16 protein-coding genes are annotated in these 21896 nt (G+C 39.0%); 12 read left to right on the forward strand and 4 right to left on the reverse strand.

Annotated elements, in window-relative coordinates:
• Positions 1–75 precede the first annotated feature (75 nt).
• Entirely contained in the window at positions 76–528 is a 453-nt protein-coding gene (locus tag ACRRSQ_RS02910) for a hypothetical protein (RefSeq protein WP_440874191.1), read from the reverse strand.
• A gap of 97 nt (positions 529–625) precedes the next feature.
• On the opposite strand from ACRRSQ_RS02910, the gene ACRRSQ_RS02915 reads away from it, so the two are divergent.
• Entirely contained in the window at positions 626–1039 is a 414-nt protein-coding gene (locus ACRRSQ_RS02915; RefSeq protein WP_440874192.1) for a MarR family winged helix-turn-helix transcriptional regulator, read from the forward strand.
• A 102-nt stretch (positions 1040–1141) separates the two neighbouring features.
• Here the strand turns inward: ACRRSQ_RS02915 and ACRRSQ_RS02920 are convergent, their stop codons facing one another.
• On the reverse strand, positions 1142–1831 hold the full coding sequence (locus ACRRSQ_RS02920) for a PEP-CTERM sorting domain-containing protein (RefSeq protein ID WP_440874193.1): 690 nt from the start codon (positions 1829–1831) through the stop codon (positions 1142–1144).
• Between the two features lie 773 nt (positions 1832–2604).
• On the opposite strand from ACRRSQ_RS02920, the gene ACRRSQ_RS02925 reads away from it, so the two are divergent.
• From ACRRSQ_RS02925 to ACRRSQ_RS02960, 8 genes are all read left to right on the forward strand, one after another.
• Positions 2605–3327 (forward strand): hypothetical protein, encoded by a 723-nt coding sequence (locus ACRRSQ_RS02925; RefSeq protein WP_440874194.1) that lies wholly within the window; start codon positions 2605–2607, stop codon positions 3325–3327.
• Positions 3328–3338: 11 nt separating this feature from the next.
• Positions 3339–5717: an EAL domain-containing protein gene (locus ACRRSQ_RS02930; RefSeq protein ID WP_440874195.1), complete on the forward strand. Its 2379-nt coding sequence runs from the start codon at positions 3339–3341 to the stop codon at positions 5715–5717.
• Positions 5718–5782: 65 nt separating this feature from the next.
• A complete protein-coding gene (locus tag ACRRSQ_RS02935; RefSeq protein ID WP_440874196.1) occupies positions 5783–7027 on the forward strand; it encodes a hypothetical protein in 1245 nt (414 codons plus the stop codon).
• Between the two features lie 413 nt (positions 7028–7440).
• A complete protein-coding gene (locus ACRRSQ_RS02940; protein WP_440874197.1) occupies positions 7441–8781 on the forward strand; it encodes a hypothetical protein in 1341 nt (446 codons plus the stop codon).
• Between the two features lie 14 nt (positions 8782–8795).
• Complete coding sequence (locus tag ACRRSQ_RS02945; protein WP_440874198.1) at positions 8796–9356, forward strand: hypothetical protein; 561 nt, start codon at positions 8796–8798, stop codon at positions 9354–9356.
• 9 nt (positions 9357–9365) lie between these two features.
• Positions 9366–11363, forward strand: a complete 1998-nt coding sequence (locus ACRRSQ_RS02950) for a GMC family oxidoreductase (RefSeq protein ID WP_440874199.1) — start codon at positions 9366–9368, stop codon at positions 11361–11363.
• Between the two features lie 105 nt (positions 11364–11468).
• On the forward strand, positions 11469–12404 hold the full coding sequence (locus ACRRSQ_RS02955) for a DUF2608 domain-containing protein (RefSeq protein WP_440874200.1): 936 nt from the start codon (positions 11469–11471) through the stop codon (positions 12402–12404).
• 56 nt (positions 12405–12460) lie between these two features.
• Positions 12461–14116 (forward strand): hypothetical protein, encoded by a 1656-nt coding sequence (locus ACRRSQ_RS02960; RefSeq protein WP_440874201.1) that lies wholly within the window; start codon positions 12461–12463, stop codon positions 14114–14116.
• 426 nt (positions 14117–14542) lie between these two features.
• Here the strand turns inward: ACRRSQ_RS02960 and ACRRSQ_RS02965 are convergent, their stop codons facing one another.
• A complete protein-coding gene (locus ACRRSQ_RS02965; RefSeq protein ID WP_440874202.1) occupies positions 14543–15082 on the reverse strand; it encodes a PEP-CTERM sorting domain-containing protein in 540 nt (179 codons plus the stop codon).
• Between the two features lie 399 nt (positions 15083–15481).
• On the opposite strand from ACRRSQ_RS02965, the gene rimO reads away from it, so the two are divergent.
• From rimO to ACRRSQ_RS02980, 3 genes are all read left to right on the forward strand, one after another.
• Positions 15482–16951, forward strand: coding sequence for a 30S ribosomal protein S12 methylthiotransferase RimO (gene rimO, locus ACRRSQ_RS02970; RefSeq protein ID WP_440874203.1), 1470 nt, complete (start codon positions 15482–15484; stop codon positions 16949–16951).
• Positions 16952–17367: 416 nt separating this feature from the next.
• Positions 17368–19497, forward strand: a complete 2130-nt coding sequence (locus ACRRSQ_RS02975; protein ID WP_440874204.1) for a TonB-dependent siderophore receptor — start codon at positions 17368–17370, stop codon at positions 19495–19497.
• Between the two features lie 74 nt (positions 19498–19571).
• Positions 19572–20660 carry a PepSY-associated TM helix domain-containing protein gene (locus tag ACRRSQ_RS02980; protein WP_440874205.1) on the forward strand — a complete coding sequence of 363 codons (1089 nt, stop codon included), beginning with the start codon at positions 19572–19574 and terminating at the stop codon, positions 20658–20660.
• Positions 20661–20799: 139 nt separating this feature from the next.
• Here ACRRSQ_RS02980 and ACRRSQ_RS02985 read toward each other — a convergent pair whose 3' ends face one another.
• Positions 20800–21885 (reverse strand): MBL fold metallo-hydrolase, encoded by a 1086-nt coding sequence (locus ACRRSQ_RS02985; RefSeq protein ID WP_440874206.1) that lies wholly within the window; start codon positions 21883–21885, stop codon positions 20800–20802.
• Between the last annotated feature and the right edge of the window lie 11 nt (positions 21886–21896).

Consider the following 21896-nt stretch of genomic DNA (forward strand, 5'->3'; position numbering starts at 1 on the left):
TAGAACGCTATGCCTCTTTATCTTTTTCAAAAATCAGAATCACGTTTAATTCGAACGAAATTTGTACCGCAATGGTCAACATGCTCTAGTTAAGTGTGCTTCAACCTTTGGTTTTACAACCAGTGTCATTACAATTGAAAAGCAAAGACCAACAGGTAACGCATACAACAAGCTGTTGAAGATAAGCTGTAAATAATGAGCATTTAGTTCAACGTTGAAATTGCTGACGACAGTCACGATTGCCATGGCTGACTCTATAATGATGGCCATCATCACACCTTGTAATAAGTTCTTTTGTGTTGTTGACCAAGATAAAAAGAAGCGTTTAATGAGCTTGTTAATGGTATAAAAGCTAACGGCGCCAAAAGGTAACATTACTAAAAATGCAAAGGTAAGCGCATTGGTCCATGCTTCAATGAAATTCTGGGTGGGTAAAAGGTTAACCCATGTCATAATTGCGGTTAATGTACCAATTAAAGCCAGCATAATGACTAATATTATCGATAGAGGTTTTAGTTTATATTGCATAATACTTTCCTTTAATATGGTTGATAATGTCAACTATATTGCTTATGGTTGACTTTGTCAACTAAATTAAGGTATTCAAAAGTTATTAGGAGAAAAAATGGAATTAAGTGAAGCGCTGTTTAGTTTAGTGCACACCGTGCGCAACAATATGCAGCAGGAGCTCAAACAATTAACAAGCGATTTGTCGCCAATGCATTTAAAGTCGTTAAAAGTTATATCAATAATTGATGATTGCACAGGGCAAAAGCTTGCAGATTTTATGGGGCGAGACAAAGCGCAAATTAATCGACTTATTAAAGAGTTAGTGAGTCAGGAATTCATTATAAAATCAGAAAATAAACAAGATAAACGCAGCCAAATTTTAACGTTATCAGAAACGGGTCTTAAGGTAATGATGCAATTTCAATGCGCAGAAAAAAGAGTGTTTGATAAAATGATTGCCGATATACCAAAAGCGCAAATAGAAAGCTTTATTCTCTTAACGCAAACACTTAAAAATAATTTAGGGTGATTAACAATAGGTTAATTTACAAAGGTGATATTGACGAAAAAAGCACCATTGTCAGTAAAATGGTGCTTTTTTGTATTAGATGACGAGACAGTAGTTAATCGCTTACTTATTTGTTTTAAATTTACGTGATGCTAAACCTAAAATACCTAAAGCGAATATGGCCAGTGTTGAAGGCTCTGGCACTGTTTTAACTTTCATTCTTGTTGACGCCAGTACTTCTTCAGTAAGTTTGTCTTTAACTTCTAGTTTAAAACCATATGTACCTTCAATATTTGGATCAAAATCTTGCATCAACCAACCAATGTTCATTGAATTTTGAGCAATTGAGTTATCTCCACCAATATAGTTATCTGTAAACTTAGTTACCGGATCAAACGTTAACCAGTCTCTTTTATTTTTACGTGGGTCTAAATCGACACTTAGTTCAATTAAAAAATCGTCAAATACGCGATCGGTGTTTGAGCCGTCGTAATTAAGGTTAATTGCAAATTCAAAATTCCAAGCAGCACCAGGTGCTCCAAATTTAGGGTGTAAACCTGTGCTCATTTCATAAGTGCCAGCACCGTTACTATTAAAACTACCTTCATAAGGTACTTTAGCACGTAAGCCGAGCTCAATATTATTTTGGTTATTTTTCCATGCTTTGTTAACAACAAAGAAACCATTTTCATTGCCAGAACCAAATAAGACGCCAGTACTTATGTCCGCATCGTAAATTACACCCGCTTGGGCAAAGCTAGCAATAGATAAGGCGAAGCCTGCAATAATTGATTTTAACATTTTTGAATTCATTTTCATTTTCCTTGGTAAAACATTCCTTTAGATAGAATGGGTTCTCTTTTTCATTGTACAAATATGCAATTACACTGCCAAGTCTGTAAGTTGTTGTAATTTAAGGGGAAGTATTGCTGATTGCTTTTGTTTGTATTAGTACACATTAAAACTGTAAATTAATTGGACACTTGTTCGGTTTTTGCTGAGTAGGTATGAAGTTGTTACTTTTAATCGCTTTATGTTGATATAAAAAATAGTCTGCAACCGAGGAATTACCTTGGCCGATAGCGATGAAATTAACAGGTGACAGCACTACTAGGTAAGGTTAGTTATTAAAATAATACAAAGCGTTAGGGTATATAGGTTACATTTCGTTTTGTGTTTCTTCTTATTGAAGTGTAAAAAAAGCTGACACTTTTTTGTAAGGCGTCTGTTATGTAGAGCGTCTGTTTTTAAAGTGACAGTTTTCACTTGGCTAGCTTAATCACTCGCCCAATTAAACCTGCTTTAGCTAACGTATTAAATGAACCAATGCGTTCAACATTTATAGCGGCTGAATTTTAAAACATCCGACAATGGCTAAATTTGATAGCCGATAAGCGACATCGTTAAGGTCGCCGCTTGAAATTAATACCGTAGCAAAATGCAATAATGTTAATTTTTTCGAAAAAATTCAGTGTTTTATTTGCGTTATCTATCATTGTATATTTAAATTTTAACTACAGTTAGTGAAATAAGTTTGAGGCTGTCATGGTCTTGTTGTTTATCACCTAAAATTTTGAGAACAATAAATGATAAAACAATCTTGGAAGTTATTATTATCGCTGTTGTTGATAATGACATTTCAGCCATGGGGACATTTGAGTGCTAACGAGTCAGCACAAGAAGCAACTAAACAAAACTATTCAGTTAAACAAAGCTACTCAGTCACCCTGAACGTACAGCATATCGATAATAAAGCTGCAGCTGATTTAATTGTTTATTTAGAGCCGCTAAGTGCTGCTCTACCATTACCCGCTAACCAAGCAATCGTTAAAGTCAGTCAAAGAGATAAAGCCTTTGCGCCTTACATCAGTGTTGTTCAAAAAGGTGGACAGGCAAATTTTGTCAACGAAGACGATATTACCCACCATATTTATTCACCGGTAAGCGATAATAAGTTCGCATTTAAAATAAAAACCCATGAGCAAAAGCTGCTACCAAGTTTTGAACATGCCGGGGAAGTGGCGATGGGCTGTAATATTCATGATTGGATGAGTGGTTATATCTTGGTGGTTGATACGCCGTACTATGCCAAAACGAATGCGCAAGGGCAGGTAGAGATAAGTGATGTTATCGCCGGAGATTATTTGCTTAATATATGGCATCCGCAAATGAGCGCTGCTGAAAATAAACAAGTTCAACGTATTGAAATACAAAATAATACTAAACTTTCAATCAAGCTAAAATCCTCTTTTAATCATCTGCCTGAGCAAAAAAGTGAAGATGATTTTGACTTTTTGTCAGACTATTAAGGAAACTTGGTTTGAAAAGCCTTCAAAATAAAATATTTTTACTCTTTGTTGTCTTACTGTTGTTGGTTCAGGCTGTCGGAATATGGACAATATATGAAGGCAATCGCACACAAGAGCGGCAAGCGATTGAAAGCAGGCTAAAAACTGCACAAACCATTTTTACTGAACAATTTCAGGACAGACGAGAGTACCTTAGCGCCTTTGCTGAAACAGCAGCGCGCGATTATGGTATTAAACAAGTCTTTAATGACGATGTTCGCAGTTTACTGGTGGCATTAAATAATCACCGTAAACGCATTGATGCCGATTTGGCAATGACGATTTCAGCTGATGGCATTGTCACGGGGCAAATATTTGTTGAACATATAAACAATGCAACACCTCGTGTTTTAGCCGGCAGTGAGCGTGCACAGAACTTTCGTTATCCGCAATGGCTTGAACTTGAGCAGCAATCAAATTTATACAGGTTAGATGGTCGGCTATATCAATTAAGTTTATCACCGCTAGAAGTTGGTCAAAAAGTGATTGGCTGGGTGGGTTTTGGTTTTCAACTCGATAATCGTCTGACTCAACATTTTAAAAATATCACGCAACTAGAAATTGACTTTTTACTTGCTCAAGGCGTTGATGAAGACATTTCAGTGTCCACCGGACTAGATGCAAAGGAAAAAACAACACGCTGGCAATTAATCGCTTCATCTAATAGCAATTCAAACCTCGAGTTTTCACAAAACATTCTTGTCAATAACATTCCGGCAAACTATATCGCGACAAATTATATTGTTAATGTCCATAACCAACCGCAGTTTGGTGTTGCTATGTATGGTTTAAAGGCAGATATTGTTGAAGTCTTGCAATCGAAGTGGTGGCAATTTTTGATCTTGGCAGCGTTAACCTTATTGTTATCTTTAGTGAGCGCATATTGGATTGCCGCCTCAGTAACTAAACCGGTGAGACAGTTGGTTAAACAAGCGAAAATAGTCGCACAAGGGCAATACGACCGCCGCTTAGCAATATGCGATAAAAGTGAACTTGGTCAGCTTGCCCAAGAGTTTAATGTTATGCAACAAGCGGTGCTTTCGCGCGAGCAAGCAATAAAACACAGCGCAGATCATGACGGGCTAACAGACCTACCTAATAGGAATGTATTAGTTAGCACTATGTCGCATTTAATTGAACAAGAAACTGCCTTTTCAATTTTACACCTTAATTTAAGTCGCTTAAAAGATGTTAATGAAACCTTAGGGCATGATGCAGGTGATTGGCTTATTAAACATGCCGCCAAATTGCTTAATAAATTAAATGATATCGAATTATTATGTCATTTAGGCTCTGATGAGTTTGTCATCGTATCTACCAACATAACTGACGCTGAAAACCATCAGTTAGTTAAACAACTTCATCAAATACTGGATGAAGGGGGCGACTACTATGGTGTGATATTACCCTTACAAATGCGTATTGGTATTGCCAGCTATCCTAAACATAGTCATGGCCTTAAATCTTTGCTACAAATGGCCGACCTTGCGCTTAACCATACCAGTAAACATAACAATGGCGTGCAAGTGTATGATGATTCATTAGATGTAAATAGTATCGAGCGCTTAAGCTTGATCAACGATTTAAAACAAGCGATTGCTGAGCAACAGTTAACCTTGTTTTATCAGCCAAAGGTTGATTTAAAAACAGGTTCTCCGACTCATGCTGAGGCACTTGTGCGTTGGCATCACCCTAAATTGGGCATGTTACCTCCCGATGAATTTATTCCCATTGCTGAGCAAACAGGGCAAATTAATGCCTTAACGCAATGTGTATTGTTAATGGCTTTGAAGCAACATCAACAATGGCAACAGCAAGGCATTGATATCAATATTGCGGTTAATATATCGGCTGAAAATTTAAAAGACGCAAAATTTTTAGGTTTTGTTCGCGATGCGATTGCCAGTTATAACATTCCTTCAAATAAATTGACCCTTGAAGTCACTGAGAGTGTTGTTGTTGAAGATCCGCAAGCAGCAATTTTGTTACTTCAGCAATTTAAAGATCTTGGTTTTAAAATATCAATTGATGACTATGGCACAGGTTATTCGTCGCTTGCACAATTAAAGCAGCTACCCGTTCACGAGTTGAAAATTGATAAATCATTTGTACAAAAACTTAAAGATGATGAAGACGACCAAACCATTGTTCGTTCAACGATTGAACTTGCTCATAATATGGGTTTAACCGTGGTCGCTGAAGGGATTGAAGATGAATTCGCATTAGCTTGGTTGGCCAAGCATGGCTGCGAATATGCACAAGGGTACTTTATTAGCAGACCGCAACCGGTTGATCAAATTACGCAATGGCTATTGAGTAAACCTGTTTACAAACCGTTAAAAGATCATTAAGTGTAAGCTTGATAATTTAGAAAAAACTAAAGTTCCGAATCATAATAAATACAATAAGGGTGAGGATGTTAAAGCAAGGTGGTTTGATAAGTGTTGTTTGTTTCTGCTTGGTATGTAATGCCGCAAGCAGTGCTGAAATTGACGTCAGAGGTATTGTTGATATAAGAGCCTCGCATACCGATTCTATCGACAGTTATGTTCATGGCGGTTACGGAAAATTTTCAGCCAGTAATGGCAACCAGTTATCGCTAGCGCAACTCGGGCTAGACTTATCCGTTCGATTAGACAACGGCTTTAGTGCTCATGGTGTTGTTAACGGTTTTAGTGACAGTGAAGAAACTGAAGTTGGTTTTACCGAAGCGTTTATTAAGTACAAATCTTTGCCGAATGAAAATGGTTACCGTTGGCAAAATAAGTTTGGCATTTTTTATCCTAATATCTCTTATGAAAATGAAGCGACTGCTTGGTCAAGCAGGTACACCTTAAATTCTTCAGCAATTAATACTTGGCTTGCTGAAGAAGTGCGCTTATTGGGCAACGAAATATCATTAACGCGTTTAGGTAAATTTAACGACGCACCTTATGATCTCAATTTTTCAGCAACCGCTTTTAAAAGCAATGACCCTGTTGGAGCCTTACTTTCTTGGCATGGCTGGACAATATCGCAACGACAAACCTTGTGGAATGAAAAGCGCACCTTACCCAATTTTGAAGCATTAAGACCGGGTAATCCGCTAGAGACGCAAGCCAAACAATCAGACCCATTTACCGAAATTGATAAACGTTTAGGCTTTCATGGAAGAGGCGCGATTAGTTTTCACCAACAAGGTGAGTTGTCTTTAGGGTATTACCATAATAATGCCCAGCCTTATAAGGTCATCGACGGCCAATACGCATGGAAAACCCGTTTCATTCATGCCGGCTTAAAGTGGAAACTCGCTGCAGACTTTACTGTTGTTGCTCAGTATTTAAAAGGCGATACGTTAATGCAAAATCCTGATCGATTCGACATGGTCAATAATGATTACCACAGTGCTTTTGTATTGCTCTCAAAAAAAATAAACACTTATCGGGCATCGGTTAGGCTAGAAGAGTTTTCAGTTATTGATAATGACTCAACTCAGGGTGATGACAATAATGAATATGGTAAAAGCGCGACCTTTAATGTCAGTAAACGCCTTAGCAGGCAGCTTTTTATATCAACAGAATACCTTTGGGTAAAGTCACGTAGAGCAGCAAGAGCCTATGTTGATGAACCGGTAAAATTAACCGAGCAGCAGTTGCAATTGGCCGCTAGGTACTATTTTTAGTATTTTTACTCAAGCCTTTAATAGGTGCCGTTAAATAGGCGTCATTCCTTAACGGTAAGTCAATATCAATTACTGTGCGATTAACTTATCGGAACAGCTTAGCACGATCGACAATCCCCTATGTTATAGCAATGTATAGATTTATTAGTCGCTGAAAAAATCACTGTCTACACTATTTATCTAACACTAAATAAATTCCCATAACTCTTAATTACGCAGGAACTTTGTAGCAAATGTATGTGAGTAATTAGCATGCTTTATCGTTTTTTTGTTGTCTTTTAAATCAAAGACTTAAGAGCTGTAATGTTTTGTAATGTCGTCGTTTATTAAAGTAATATACATTTAGATTAGTATAAAAATCAATCATATTGGATAGGTGTATTACAGATGTCATTTATACAGGGAATTTCACAATGAAATCAATATCTAAACTCAGTTATGTAATTGTTCTTTTGCCTCTTTTACAAGTCGATGTTCTTGCGAAAGAGCCGTCTAAAAGCCGGCAATCGAACATCACTTTACCCATCATAAGCTCAACATTACCCACGTCAGAATCATTTGGCGGCACCGTTTCGCTAGACGCGCTACAGCATGATTTTGATGTGTTTTCTTGGCAATCTTTTATTGCGTTAAATTGGCCTGCTAACGCCGATGGTAGCCCAAATAACTCAATAGAGATTGGCACTGAAGATGCCAATACAGTTTGGCAGCATTACAAAGAAAGCCGTGATATTTTCTTGCCTAATGGAGCTAAACCGCTTGGCTGGGATCAAACAACGTCACCTCCGTCCGAGTGTCTAGGCAATAAAAAGCACGCGGTTTTAAGTCAAGTTGGCAAAACGCCCAATGTACTAGATGAAAGTGGCCAACCTTTTCAAACAGGTCCCTTGATTGACCAAAATGGTTTGTATACCCGTTTTGAAATTTTAACCAATGAAGTGATGTTTGACTACATCGTAGACAATGAATTATACAGTGAAGAGGGTCAAGCAACGTTTAATGCCGATGCTAACTTTCCTTTTAGTAGCTCAAGTAAAGTGGGCTCGATTATGTTAAAGGCAGCATGGAAGGTCATTGGCACTAATGATGATGCCAGTAAATTTCACACCTCAAAGGCTTACGTTTATAACAACCCGGATGAACAAAAAGGGGTAGAAGCAGCCTGTAGTTTACAAAAAGTCGGCTTGGTCGGTTTTCATATTGGTACTAAAGTATCGGGTAACCCGCAATGGATATGGTCAACCTTTGAGCATGTTTATAATGTGCCAACGCAAGGAGAATCGCTAAAACGTGACCATTATAACTATTTTAATACCGAGCAAAAACAGTGTCAGGCCAACAGCAAAGACTGCACACCTGTTAATACGCCTCCGCCACGACCTTGGGATCCTGCAACGCCACATACAACACCCAGCCAAATAGAGCGAGTCATTGCCATTGACAAGGCAACAATGGCGCTAAATGCTCAATATCAAGCGGCACTAAAAAATATTAAGGCTGATTCGGTTTGGGCAAATTATGAATTGGTTAGTACACAGTGGCCAACTAATGCTAACAGTAAAACCGATCCAACGGGTATTCCTGCACCTATGTTCTTGGCCAATACCACCCTAGAATCTTATATACAAGGAGAAGTAAAGCAAACATCTTCTAGCTGTATTCAGTGTCATAATAATGCCACGATGACCAATGGTCTATTTGCCGATTTCACTTATCTGCTACAACGCGCACAACCCACGAAGAAGACAAAATAGCAAAGGAGAATACCATGGAAGATATGTCAAATAATGCTCAGCAAGATAATCAACAAAATGATCAGCAAGGCATGGAAGCTTTTATTGGTTTAAGTGCGGTCTTAACAGGGTTTAATCAAAGCATCATTGCGCCGCAACTTGACCCCGTTGATATTAAATCAACGTATCTCAGTTTTTGGCGTGAAAATACCGATGTTAATGAGCAAGGTTTGAGTGACAGAATATTAAGCTTATTTTCTACCTTAAACAGTAAATTACCTGCACTCACTGAGCAACAAATAGGTGAACATATGCTTGATGATGAACAAGGTCAGGCTTTTGTCTTAGCCTGTAGAAACTTGATTTTTTTATGGTACATGGGGGCATGGCCAACGGTTATTGACAATGGCAATGATGAAACCCAAGGGATGACCGACTCAAGTTTGTTATCAAGTGAATCTTATACCTCAGGCCTAGTCTGGCAGGTTATGCAAGCACACCCAATGGGTGATTCAAATTATCGTTACGGTTACTGGAGTAACCCTCCGGCAGATTTAAGTGATTACACCGGTAATGCAACTAACAGTGAAAGTTAAGGGATGAACATGACTGATACTACAAAATATGATGCCGTGATTGTCGGCTCTGGCATCGCTGGGGCTATTGTTGCTAATGAATTAGGCAAAGCAGGTAAAAAAGTGCTGATCCTAGAGTCAGGACCAGAAATTCCCGCTGATCGCTCTAAATATATGCAAACATTCTATACGGCGAATGCTAAAACGCCAGAATCGCCTTACCCTCCACAAACACAAGGCGCGGTTAAAAATGATGACAATAACCCACTTGGCTTACCTGATCCCGCCACCGAAAATACGCCACGTTATACGGTTTTACAGGTGGATGCATGGCGTAAACCTAAGCAATGTTATTTTGATTACACGCCACAAGAGACTGGCATAGATGGTACTAGCTTAAAGGCAAAGTTTGCTTTTGCCAGTTCTTATGAACGTATTGGCGGAGGGACGACATGGCATTGGTTAGGTACATCATTACGACATTTTCCTGAAGATTTTGAACTTAACACCTTATATAAACAAGGTATTGATTGGCCTGGCGGCGCAGACTTTTATCAAAAACTAGTGCCTTATTATGAAAAAGCTGACATCGAAATAGGTGTAGCAGGTGATAAAACGGCAGTGGATAAGCTCTATAAGCAATTCTCTGTTGACCCACAAAATACCTATGGCGATTTTTATAATTTCCCCATGCCAGGTATTACGCAAACAATTCAAGACCAGCTTTATATTGATACGCTTGATGATATGCAGTACGACGGGAACCCTGTTTTTGTTACCCCAACACCACAAGGCAGAAACTCACGCCCTGGAGAGCGTCGACAATGTGCAGGCAATACTAACTGTATTCCTATTTGTCCAATTCAAGCAAAATATGATGCCACAGTCACTATTGCGCGCGCCTTACAAACAGGTAACGTGGATATTCGTTACCGACATGTTGCTTGCAATATATCGCTTGATCCAAACAGTCAACAAGTGTCGGGCATCGACTATGTTACTTATGCCCACCAAGACGGCGTAAAAACAGGTTGTGGCACTGCCGTAGGGAAAGTATACATACTTGCTGCACATGCTATTGAAACACCTAAGTTATTATTAATGTCTGATAAAAATCCAGGTTTTGAAAATGGGGTGGCAAATAGTAGTGACCAAGTAGGACGAAACCTAATGGATCACGTGATGTACTTAGGGTGGGGTTTATCTAAAGATCCTATTTACCCTTACAGAGGCCCATTATCAACTTCTGGCATTGAATCACTAAGGGATGGCGAGTTTAGAGATAAACGTTCGGCTTACCGTATTGAAATTGGCAATGAAGGTTGGCAATGGGCAGCGAATGATCCCGCGACCACATTAGCTGATTTCGTTTTTGGTCAAAATAATAGTCAGCTCAATGGTAATTCTGTTAACGAGCAAGGGCAACAGCTACGTTGGCAACAGGCAAGCACAAAACCTTTTAGGAAACTATTTGGTCAGGAACTCGTAGAAACACTCAACCAAGTTTATACACGTCAAGTTCGGTTAGGCTACTTAATTGAGCAATTACCGGATCCTGAAAACCGGGTGCAATTGTCTACTACGCTAAAAGATAATTTGGGTTTTCCAAGGCCCTTAGTCACTTACCGTTTAGGCTCTGAATACGAAAGAAAAGCCTTTGTATCAGCTAAACAAATAACCACAGAATTGTTTAATAAAATTGGCGCAACAGAGTATACCAAACCCGCCGATGCGCCGAAATATTCAGGTAATGATGTCACGTCAACCAATTTTCAATACAAACATGATAACGGTGACGTTGATAACTTTAAATTTTATGGGGCGGGACATATTGTTGGTACCTACTGTATGGGTACAGATGCCAGCAATTCGGTATTAAATGACCGTCAACAATCTTGGGACCATAAAAACTTGTACATGGTAGGCAGTGGTGTTTTCCCAACCATAGCAACAGGTAATCCAACACTCACCATTGCCGCGTTAACGTTTCAAGCGGTAGAGCATATATTAACTGATTTACGGCAATAAACGCTCAATCAAAATGGCTAGTGTTTATCATGCTAGCCATTGCTTACATTATGCCAAGCTTAAAGTAACTTTTACCTTCTAAGTCATTTAATTAAAGGAATAATAATGTCATATCGATCTATTTTACTACTCACTTTAATTTTAGTGCCGTTAAACAAGGTTCTGGCTAAATCAATACAAACGGACAGTGAAAATTTTAGCGCAATAAGTCATCAAGTAAAAACCTGGGGCGCAGCCCAATCTACTTTAGTGGTGATGGACAATGACGATACCCTAACAATGATGAACTGCCCTGACCACAATAATACCATCACCTGCCAGTATTTGGGCGGAGCAGCTTGGTTCACGTGGCAACAAGCACAAATTGAAAATAAAAGTGAACCCCGTGTTGCCGATAATGTTACGGATTTAATTGCTATATCAGGTTTGATTTTTTCATTGTCTAATATGGAATATACCGCGGAACAAGTACCTAAAACGCTGAATGAGTTGTCAAAAAAAGGCGTTCGTTTTTTAGTGGAAACAGCTCGAGGAAATGGCAATGTATCGGCGACAGAACGTCAATTTTCACAATTGCTTATGCCATCTTCAATAAGTTTACAGTCTTTTATTAAACAGCATTCCTTGGTGTTTTCTCAAGGTAATATTGCCAGTAAACCTAGCCCATTTGAGCCTTGTGCAGATGAAAAAATGCGTCCAATTACCTATCAAAATGGTGTCATGTATTTAGCAGGTCAAGATAAAGGCAAAAACTTAAAATGCCTAGTTAAAAAATACAACGAACAACAAGCGGTTAAAACCAAAATAAGCCATATTATTTTTATTGATGACACTTTAAAAAATGTTAAAAGTGTTGCCAGCGCCTTTAAAAATAGTAAGGAATATACCGTCAACGCCATTCATTACACCGCCTTAGCTAAGCACAAATTAGCGCTAACTAAAGGCAGCCAAGCAAGTGCTTATCAACAAGCAGCGATGAACCGCTGGTATAAAATAAAATCAACGTTAGAACTGTCACTACTTAACCCCGCATTACCTTAGCAAAAGCGATGCACCTTAACGCTTGCAGTTATTTATTAAATAAAGGAATTAATAATATGTCGATTTCAATAAAATCAAGCTTAGTTACGTTGAGTTATATTTTTTGTCTGTTTTTTATTGTCAGTAAAGCTGTCCAAGCAGAGCCAAAATACCAAGGAGTTAATACCTGCTCAGGTACTTATCCTAGCTACTGGCAAGACCCCGCTGCAAAATTTAAAGACATGTGGACAGGTCAAAAAATAACTAATGTGCCGACAAATACATGGAAAAAAGGCGTTTTTCAGCTATCTGATAATTATCCCAATAAGCTAATAGACGATAAAGCAAATCAGCCTTGGCGCGATAAACGCTTTGATGCACTGTTTTTGGCTGATACCAATCAAACCACCAAAAAAGAACTGGCTGAAGAATATTCATGGTTAGTCCTTAATTACATACATGAAGGGAATATCAATCAAGCCAATCAAATGGATTTTGATGTGTGTAACAACCCTGTACGCCCTTGGTACCATATTCCTTTTCAAACATATGATGCGATGAGTGGCCGAGAATTTACCCATGGATTAACACGGGAAGCCCCGGTAACCTTCTCAGTAAAAACGGGCAGTGGCTTAGTTAACACCACCATGTGGGCTGTTGGTATATACAATGCAACAGCGGCGTATACATTGGGGGAAGTCTGGCAAAAAAATGGTCAAGCAAAAATACCCACACAAAGCATCGCTTTTCATGAAGGTGCCGTTATTGGTAAACCCTTGTTCAATACCGCAACTGTTGAGCAATTGCCGGTATTAAAAAATATGCCAAGCTGGAATGCAAATATTTCAGCGCCTTCATTTTGTAAATGTACCGCCAAGATCAAAGGTCAACAATGTAACTTAATCGAAGAAAGCAACCAGTGTCCGCGCAGTTACAAGCAATGGCCAAACGTTAAACTTCTACAGTTTGATATAGCGATTAAAGATAGCAGGGCGCAAGGTACAGGCTGGGTTTATGGAACCTTTGTCGCAGATGGAGAACGTAAAGCATCGGTTAAAGAGCCTTGGCTACGAATGAGTCTACTTGGGCTAATGTGGGGGAATGATACGCCACCTATGGGCGAGCTAGCCTACAACTACCCAAAAAATCCGCGTAAAAATGGATTTAGTGAAGAAGTTATTATCTGGGATACCGTAGATACATTAAATGCCGCCAGTGGCACCGAAATATCAAAACAAATGGGGCATTTAGGCTGTAATTACCGGTTAAATGGCCCTGCTGACAATGCAAATAGTTCATGTCTAAGTTGCCATGGCACCGCATCAGTTCCTGATGAAAATGAAGTGACGCCGCCAAGTATTTCACAGTTTTCAAAAACACAAACCAATGAATGTGTAACCCCTGATCCCGGTTCTAAAGTCGCAGGGACAGATCGTAGCGGCACACCCTCGAAAGTAATCAATGGTGTATCTTTTGCCGACATGGACTCGTTATATTTTGCTAATGTACCTGCTGCAACTAGCTTTAATATGACAGTAGCTACACCAAAAGGTCAGGTAAATGTGATGGGAGAAGGTGTACCAAGTTATGCTGACAGTCAACAAAAGCAATGGATTTCACTTGATTATTCCTTACAGCTTTCTATTTCACTTAAACAGTGGATGCAATGGCAAAAACATAAAAATAGTCCACAGACGGTTAGGGTAGTCGATAAAGAATTACGTCGTGAGTAAATAACTTAATGAGTTTCAAGATGCTTATCTGAACCAATAGTTTTAGCGCCAAGCCACTATGGTTCAGATAGCCGCATCTATAGGCGTAAACAGTGTTTTTTCTGCTCAAAAACAGTCAAGTTCACCGTTTTTAGTCTTCTTGTTTTTAAACGTACGAATGCCACTATCAACCATGTCAATAAGCTCAAAGTCTAGCCCTGTAGCAATTTCGTGTGTTGATTTTAATTGACGCACAAGTGGGCAGGTGCCAGATTGTGTTTGCTAAATAATGTGACTTATTCAATATTGTCGATAATCGCCAATAGCGGCAAGCTAGTTGGTTTGAGCAATAGATTAGCTTGTTAAATGCCAATTACAGGCCATAAAAAAGCACCATTTTCTTAGTAAGGAAATATGGTGCTTTAGTGATTCGAGAGTGTGAGTCTTTTACACTTTTTTAAATTTACGTGATGCTAAACCTAAAATACCCAATGCGAAGATAGCGAGGGTTGAAGGTTCTGGCACTGGTGCCGAAGCAGAAGACTGCACCAATGCCCCAAAGGTGTCGCGTGTATAATCATACGTATTATTAAATATATGCTTAGTATCAGTGCTCGTGTATATAAAACCACCATCATCGTTTGCATTTGCTACACCGTCATCCCAACGGATCCAGATATAATCTTCAAGTGAACCCATAATATCAAAAGCTGCGTCACGGTCTGAAGAAATAGGATATTCTGCGATAATATTGTCAAATAAATTACTCGCATTATTAAATGTATCTAATGTGAAGCCTTGGCTTTCAATCGTGGCCACATCCATATTGTAAAACTTGTTAATATCCCAATAGGTGATCCCGGAAACAGTATCAGTAAAGCCATCGTTAAGCGTATCAATAGTAGCTTCAATGATCCCCGCATTAGCAAAATTACTCGCTGATAAAACGAGTCCAACACAAGCTGCTTTTAACATTTTTATATTCATCGTACTTTCCTTTACAATTCATTCCGAGAAATGAGGATCATATTGTTTATATTCTTTATTTTTGTAAGCAGCATAAATCACGCCAAACATAGAAAAGCTATTTTTTTAAAGGCTTACCTATGAATGATAAATTACTAAATGCATCAGTGTAAAATAATTAGACACTTTGCTAGATAAAGCTCATCACTTTAAATAAGTGTGTTTTATCAAATACGGCAACTACCACGCCCAGTAACATTCCTGTATAATCCCGCGCATTAAACAATTGCCTTCGCGCTTATTCCAAGTAAAGCCTGAATTTGCAATAAAGGCGGTTAAATCACCATTTATGACGCTGCTCTTTATTGCTTTCTATAAGTAAAGCGCCAGTAGCAATATTAAGAGTAAGTTGAGAGACATATGACCGTAGAACAATTCGACCCAAATGCTCCTAAAGCGAGTAAGAAAAGCAGTAACTCTGCCGAGAGCCAAACAACCACGTTAGATATTCCAGCTAAAATGATTGATGAGCAGCATCAAGCCGTTGTTGATAATACAAAAAACAACAAAGCAGACGGCGCAAAAGTGGGTTTTGTTAGCCTTGGCTGTCCAAAAAACTTGGTCGACTCTGAGCGTATTCTTACCCAGCTTCGTACTGAAGGTTATGATGTGGTCAATTCTTATGATGATGCTGAATTGGTGATTGTAAATACCTGCGGTTTTATTGACTCAGCAGTACAAGAGTCGCTTGATACGATTGGCGAAGCGCTAGCCGAAAATGGCAAAGTATTAGTGACCGGTTGTTTGGGCGCGAAAAAAGATGAAATTGTTGAATTACACCCGAATGTACTTGGTGTAACAGGCCCGCATGCCTACGATGAAGTGTTAAATCAAGTACACGAACATGTGGCTAAGCCGGTTCATAATCCGTTAATTGATTTAGTGCCTGATCATGGTGTGAAACTTACCCCTAAACATTATGCCTATTTGAAAATATCAGAAGGCTGTAATCACCGTTGTACTTTCTGCATTATTCCGTCAATGCGCGGCGATTTAGACTCTCGCCCTGTAGGCGATGTATTAGGTGAAGCGAAACGCTTAGTCAACGCTGGCGTTAAAGAGTTACTGGTAATTTCACAAGATACATCAGCGTACGGTGTAGATGTAAAACATAAAACTGATTTTTGGGATGGCATGCCGGTTAAAACCCACATGCAGCAGCTTTGTGAAGAATTATCAAAGCAGGGTGTTTGGGTGCGTTTGCATTATGTTTATCCGTATCCGCATGTTGACCACATTATTCCATTAATGCGCGATGGGAAAATTCTGCCGTATTTAGACATTCCATTTCAGCATGCCAATAAACGTATTTTAAAATTAATGAAACGTCCTGGCAGCTCTGAACGGGTATTAGAGCGCATTAAAAAATGGCGTGAAATTTGTCCTGAATTGGTCATTCGCTCAACCTTTATTGTTGGTTTTCCGGGAGAAACTGAAGAAGAGTTTGAAGAGCTTTTAGCCTTTTTAGAAGAAGCACAGCTAGATCGTGTTGGTTGCTTTAAATACTCACCAGTAGAAGGTGCAACCGCCAATGACTTACCTGATCATGTATCAGATGAAGTGATGGAAGATCGCCTACAACGCTTTATGGCAGTACAAGCCAAAATAAGCGCTGAAAAATTACAAGCACGCATTGGCCAAGAATACTTGGTATTAATTGACGAAGTGAATGAACTTGGCGCGGTAGGGCGTTCGTACATGGATGCACCAGAAGTTGACGGAAAAGTACACCTTTCTGATGAGTTTGACGTAAAACCAGGTGATCAAATTTGGGTGCAAATTATTCATGCCGATGAACATGATGTTTGGGGCGTTCGAGTAGAAGACTAAGGCCTTAACGGTACAATATAACGGTACAATATAACGGTACAATAATTAGGTTACCAATGTGCTTGTCTCGCATGTTGGTAACCTTTTTTCTTTTTATTCTAATTTTTTCTATTTCGCATGAACTCAATGTTGACTTGTCTTCAGTTACTATTGTCATCTATTTTTATTCTACCTGTTGATATTTAAACTGAATATTTCAATGCTTTGCGCGCTAACTCTTAACCTTTTCTAAACCATCATTGCCTTCAAAATAGCGTTTATATTTGAGCCTGCGCTAGTTTTTGATCTTAGATAACGAAATGTAAATATTGTTACAAATGATAACGATTTGCATTTACATATCTTCATTTAGTGGTTATTATCCAATTAATGAGTTTTTACTCTAATTAAATTCTTATAAATCACGGGAAAACAACATGAAAGAGCTAAAGTTATCGACTCTTGCTATCGCAATATTGCTAACAGGAACCGTTAGTGCAAATGAAAACACCAACAAAAGTGATATGGAAGTCATCGAAGTTAATGGCAGCTACTTAAAAGGATATAACGCTCATAGCGCTAGTGGGGCATCTCGCCTAGAACTAGACATTATCGATATTCCACAATCTGTATCTGTTATCACCGACAGTCAAATGAAAGACTTTCAATTAATTGATATTGACTCAGTTTTAGATACTGCAACCGGGGTAAATGTTGAGCGTATTGAAACGGATCGTACTTATTATACAGCTCGTGGTTTTGATATTACCAACTTCCAAGTAGATGGTGTTGGCTTGCCACTTAGTTCTGGTAACAACCATGCTGATGAAGATACCGCGATTTATGATCGCATTGAAGTTATTCGTGGTGCTAATGGTTTAATGACTGGGGTAGGTAACCCGTCAGCAACCATTAACTTTATTCGTAAACGCCCAACTATTGAAAATGAATTCTCAGTAAATGGCACCTTAGGCAGTTGGGACAATAAACGCCTAGAGCTTGATGGCACTTATAATATTTCTGACAGCACCGCAGTACGTGGTGTAGCGGTAGTGCAAGATGCAGACTCTTATTTAGATCGCTATCAGAAAGAAAAAAATATTTTTTACGTATTTTTAAAACACCAATTCAGTGAAAACACTGAAATTTCACTTAGCCATACCATTAACGACTCTAAAGCAACCGGTAATAACTGGGGCGCAAACCCATTATTTTATACTGATGGCTCAGCAACGGATTACGACGTATCAACCAATACTTCGGCTAATTGGTCAAATTGGGACATTAAAAAGCAAAATACAGTGTTTGAAGTTAGTCACTTATTTGACAATGGTTGGCAATTAAGAGGTACCTATTCACATAAAAGTACCGACGAAGATACTGAATTACTTTATGTTTACGGTACGCCGGATAAAACCACTGAATTGGGCTTAAACGGCTGGGCAAGCGAATATGACAACGACGACAGTCACGATTTGTTTGACTTGTATTTAACCGGTGAATTTGAATTATTTGGCCGCGAACATGAATTTGTGGTTGGCGCAAACCATTCATCGATGGAAGGTGAAGAAGTCTCGTTATACGATTACACCACTGGTAATGGCTTCCCAGTAATGCCACCTTTAACTGAGTGGGACGGAAATACGCCAAAACCGACATTTGCTGACGGTCTTACAGGCTCTGATGTTACTCGCGATCAAAATGCGGCTTATTTTACCGCGCGCTTTAGTATTTCCGACAATTTTCATGTAACTGCTGGCGGTCGTCAAAACGATTGGCAAGTTAAAGGTGATTCATACGGCGTTGCTCAAGATGCTAGCGACTCACAATTTATTCCTTATATTGGCGGCGTTTATCAATTCGCTGATGGCGTTGTTGCCTATGCAAGCTATACCGAAACGTTTGTCTCGCAAACCGAGCTTGATATTAACGACAATGTGCTTGATCCAATTACCGGTAAAAGCCAAGAAGTGGGCATTAAAAGCAGCTTATTTGATGATAAATTTTTAGCGACCGTTACTTATTTTGAAACCCGTCAAGAGAACGTTGCCCGATACGATGACCGTTCATTACCGGGTGACGCGCGTTATATCGGTACTGAAGGTGTTGAAAGTTCAGGTTTTGAATTTGATTTAGCCGGTGAATTGCTACCGGGTTTACAAACCAGCATTGGTTTTACTAGCTTCGAAATTAAAGTTGATGATGAAGTTGATGCTAATGTTGCCGACTATACCCCTGAAATGCTGTTCAAAGCGGCGGCAACTTACACAGTACCAGAAATTGAAGGTTTTACTGTGGGCATGAATATGCGCTGGCAAGATGATATTTCACGTTTACAAGGCGTTGTTGGTGAAGGTTTTGCGAATGCTGGTGAAGAAATTGTCACTAAACAAGATGCCTATGCGGTTGTTGGTTTAATGGCGCGTTATGAATTTACCGAGCAGTTAGCTCTTACGTTAAATGCTTACAATGTTACCGACGAAAAATATCTCAATAGCCTGTATTGGGCGCAAGGTTATTACGCGGCACCTGTTAATTATTCTGCAACGATTAGCTGGAAACTGTAACGGAATTGGATTAATTAATAAAAACAAAACATTGCTTAGGCAGTGTTTTGTTTTTTCGTTTTTGGGATCTAATAATGAGAAAAAAACTGTTTAAATGGCATTCCATTTCAGCCTTGATAGCACTTATTCCGCTAATGGTTATCGCAGTCACAGGCAGTATTTTGGTGTTCAAAGTTGAAATTGACACCTGGTTAATGCCTAAGCACATGAGCGTTAATGTTGACGGTTCGGCGCAAAGAAAAAATTTGAATACGCTAATTGATAATGTCGAGTCAGCACACCCAAATTTTTTGATGGGAAGTTGGGAGTTATTCGATGATAAAACGCGAGCCGATACTGCCTATCTTATTGAAAAATCCAGCGGACACTGGTACAAAATGTATCTTAACCAATATAGCGGCGAATTATTATCAACACCGGTAACGGTTGAGCACGATATTACTGATTGGTTATTGTCGCTTCATTATACTTTTTTACTCGATTTTACTGGTACAGTTTTAGGTTCGGTATTTGCCATTATTTTACTGTTTCTCGGTATTAGCGGTATTATTTTATATCGTCAGTTTTGGAAAAAATTATTCACTTTACGCTTTCGCGCGGCAAAGCGAATTTTTTATAGTGATGTGCATAAATTTTTTGGCATTATCTCATCGCCGGTGTTGATTATTTTAGCGGTAACTGGCGGTTATTATAATATTGCCGCTGTGGTACATGAAGTTACTGAACACATCGAACCACATCCTTTATTAACCAAACCTTTATATCGTGAAACAATTGACTTTCAAGCCTTACTCGAGCGTTCAAAACAAGATATTCCAGACTTTAACGCCACGTATTTTACTTTTCCGTTTGAGCCTGAATTACACCTGACTTTTTATGGTGAAGTGCCAACCGGCAATCCGCTAACCAGTGAATATGCCAGTACAGTCACTTATGATAGAAGCTCAGGCGCTTTAATGGCCGCATACGATATTCGCGCAGCGTCAAATATTAATGTCGTTGTTGACACCTTTAGAAAATTACATTTTGGCTATTTTGCTGGGCTGCCAAGTAAAGTTATTTGGAGTTTTTTAGGCTTAACTCCACTTTGGCTGGCGTTAACAGGGTTTTACTTTTATTGGTTTAGAAAACGTAAACCACGTCGAAAAGTATTAGCGAGTTAATCGGGAACAAATACCAACTGCTGAGCTAAATACAGCTGACATTTATGATTAATGTCAGCTGTTTTAACCTCGTTTTTACGTTATCCTTTTCAGTTGTCGTGCGAGATTTTTAACGATAACTTCAAGCATTACTGAAAGGTTAATTAAGCCCTTGCCACCATTTTTGCTGATGGCTGAACGAATCAACGGCAATAGGTTCACCGACGATTGGTGTAATTAACGCGACATTATTGCTATTGGCTAACTCTGTAATTCGCTCTAGCGGTTCATACCAAGCATGAAATGCTAAATCGAAAGTACCATTATGAGCGGGCAGCATTTTTTTACCTTGTACGTCGATATGCGCTTGTAAGCTTTGTTCGGGCGTCATGTGCACTTCTGGCCAATCTTTATCGTAAGCGCCGGTTTCGATAAGCGTTAAATCGAAAGGTCCGTACTTCTCTCCAATGGTTTTAAAACCGTCAAAGTAACCACTGTCACCACTATAAAAAATAGACTGCTCAGCGCTTTTAATTACCCAAGAGCCCCATAATGTATTGTTACTGTCGCTGATACCTCTGCCTGAGAAATGCTGAGCAGGTGTTAACGTTAGCGAAAGCCCACTTAACGTTGTACTTTGCCACCAATCCAATTCGGTAATGGCATTGCCGTTTACGCCCCAATTGATTAAGTCTTCACTTATGCCCAATGGCACAATAAAGTGTTTTACTTTATTGATTAGTGACTTGGTTGATGCTTTATCAAGATGGTCATAATGATTATGAGAAATTATCACACCTTCAATCTCGGGTAATTGTTCAATGGTAATGGGGGCTTGGTGAAAACGTTTTGGTCCGATAAAACTAAAGGGTGACGCGCGCTCTGAAAATACGGGGTCGATTAACCAGTACTTGCTGTTGGCTTTAAGTAAAAAACTTGAATGCCCTAACCGAAAAAGGGTCATGGTGTGGTTCGGTAAATCCGCCAATACCTCTGCTGTGATCGCTTGAGCTGGAATAGGTCGTTCAGGCGCAATATCAACACGTTTTTCAGTAAAATAGCGTTTGATATAACCTGGTATTTTGCTCAACGACATTGTGTCAAAGCTGACATCGTTTTTAAATTTTCCAAGTTCAAATTGTGGTGATTCAACATAGGCCGCTTTATTTGGCTGTGATGTTAATAACGTACATGCGCTCAAAATGACTCCTAAAACAACTAAGGTTGTTAGTACTTTGGTTACCATAAATTTTAACT

Source organism: Thalassotalea sp. PLHSN55, assembly GCF_052030545.1.
Taxonomy (GTDB): Bacteria; Pseudomonadota; Gammaproteobacteria; order Enterobacterales; family Alteromonadaceae; genus CANMXU01.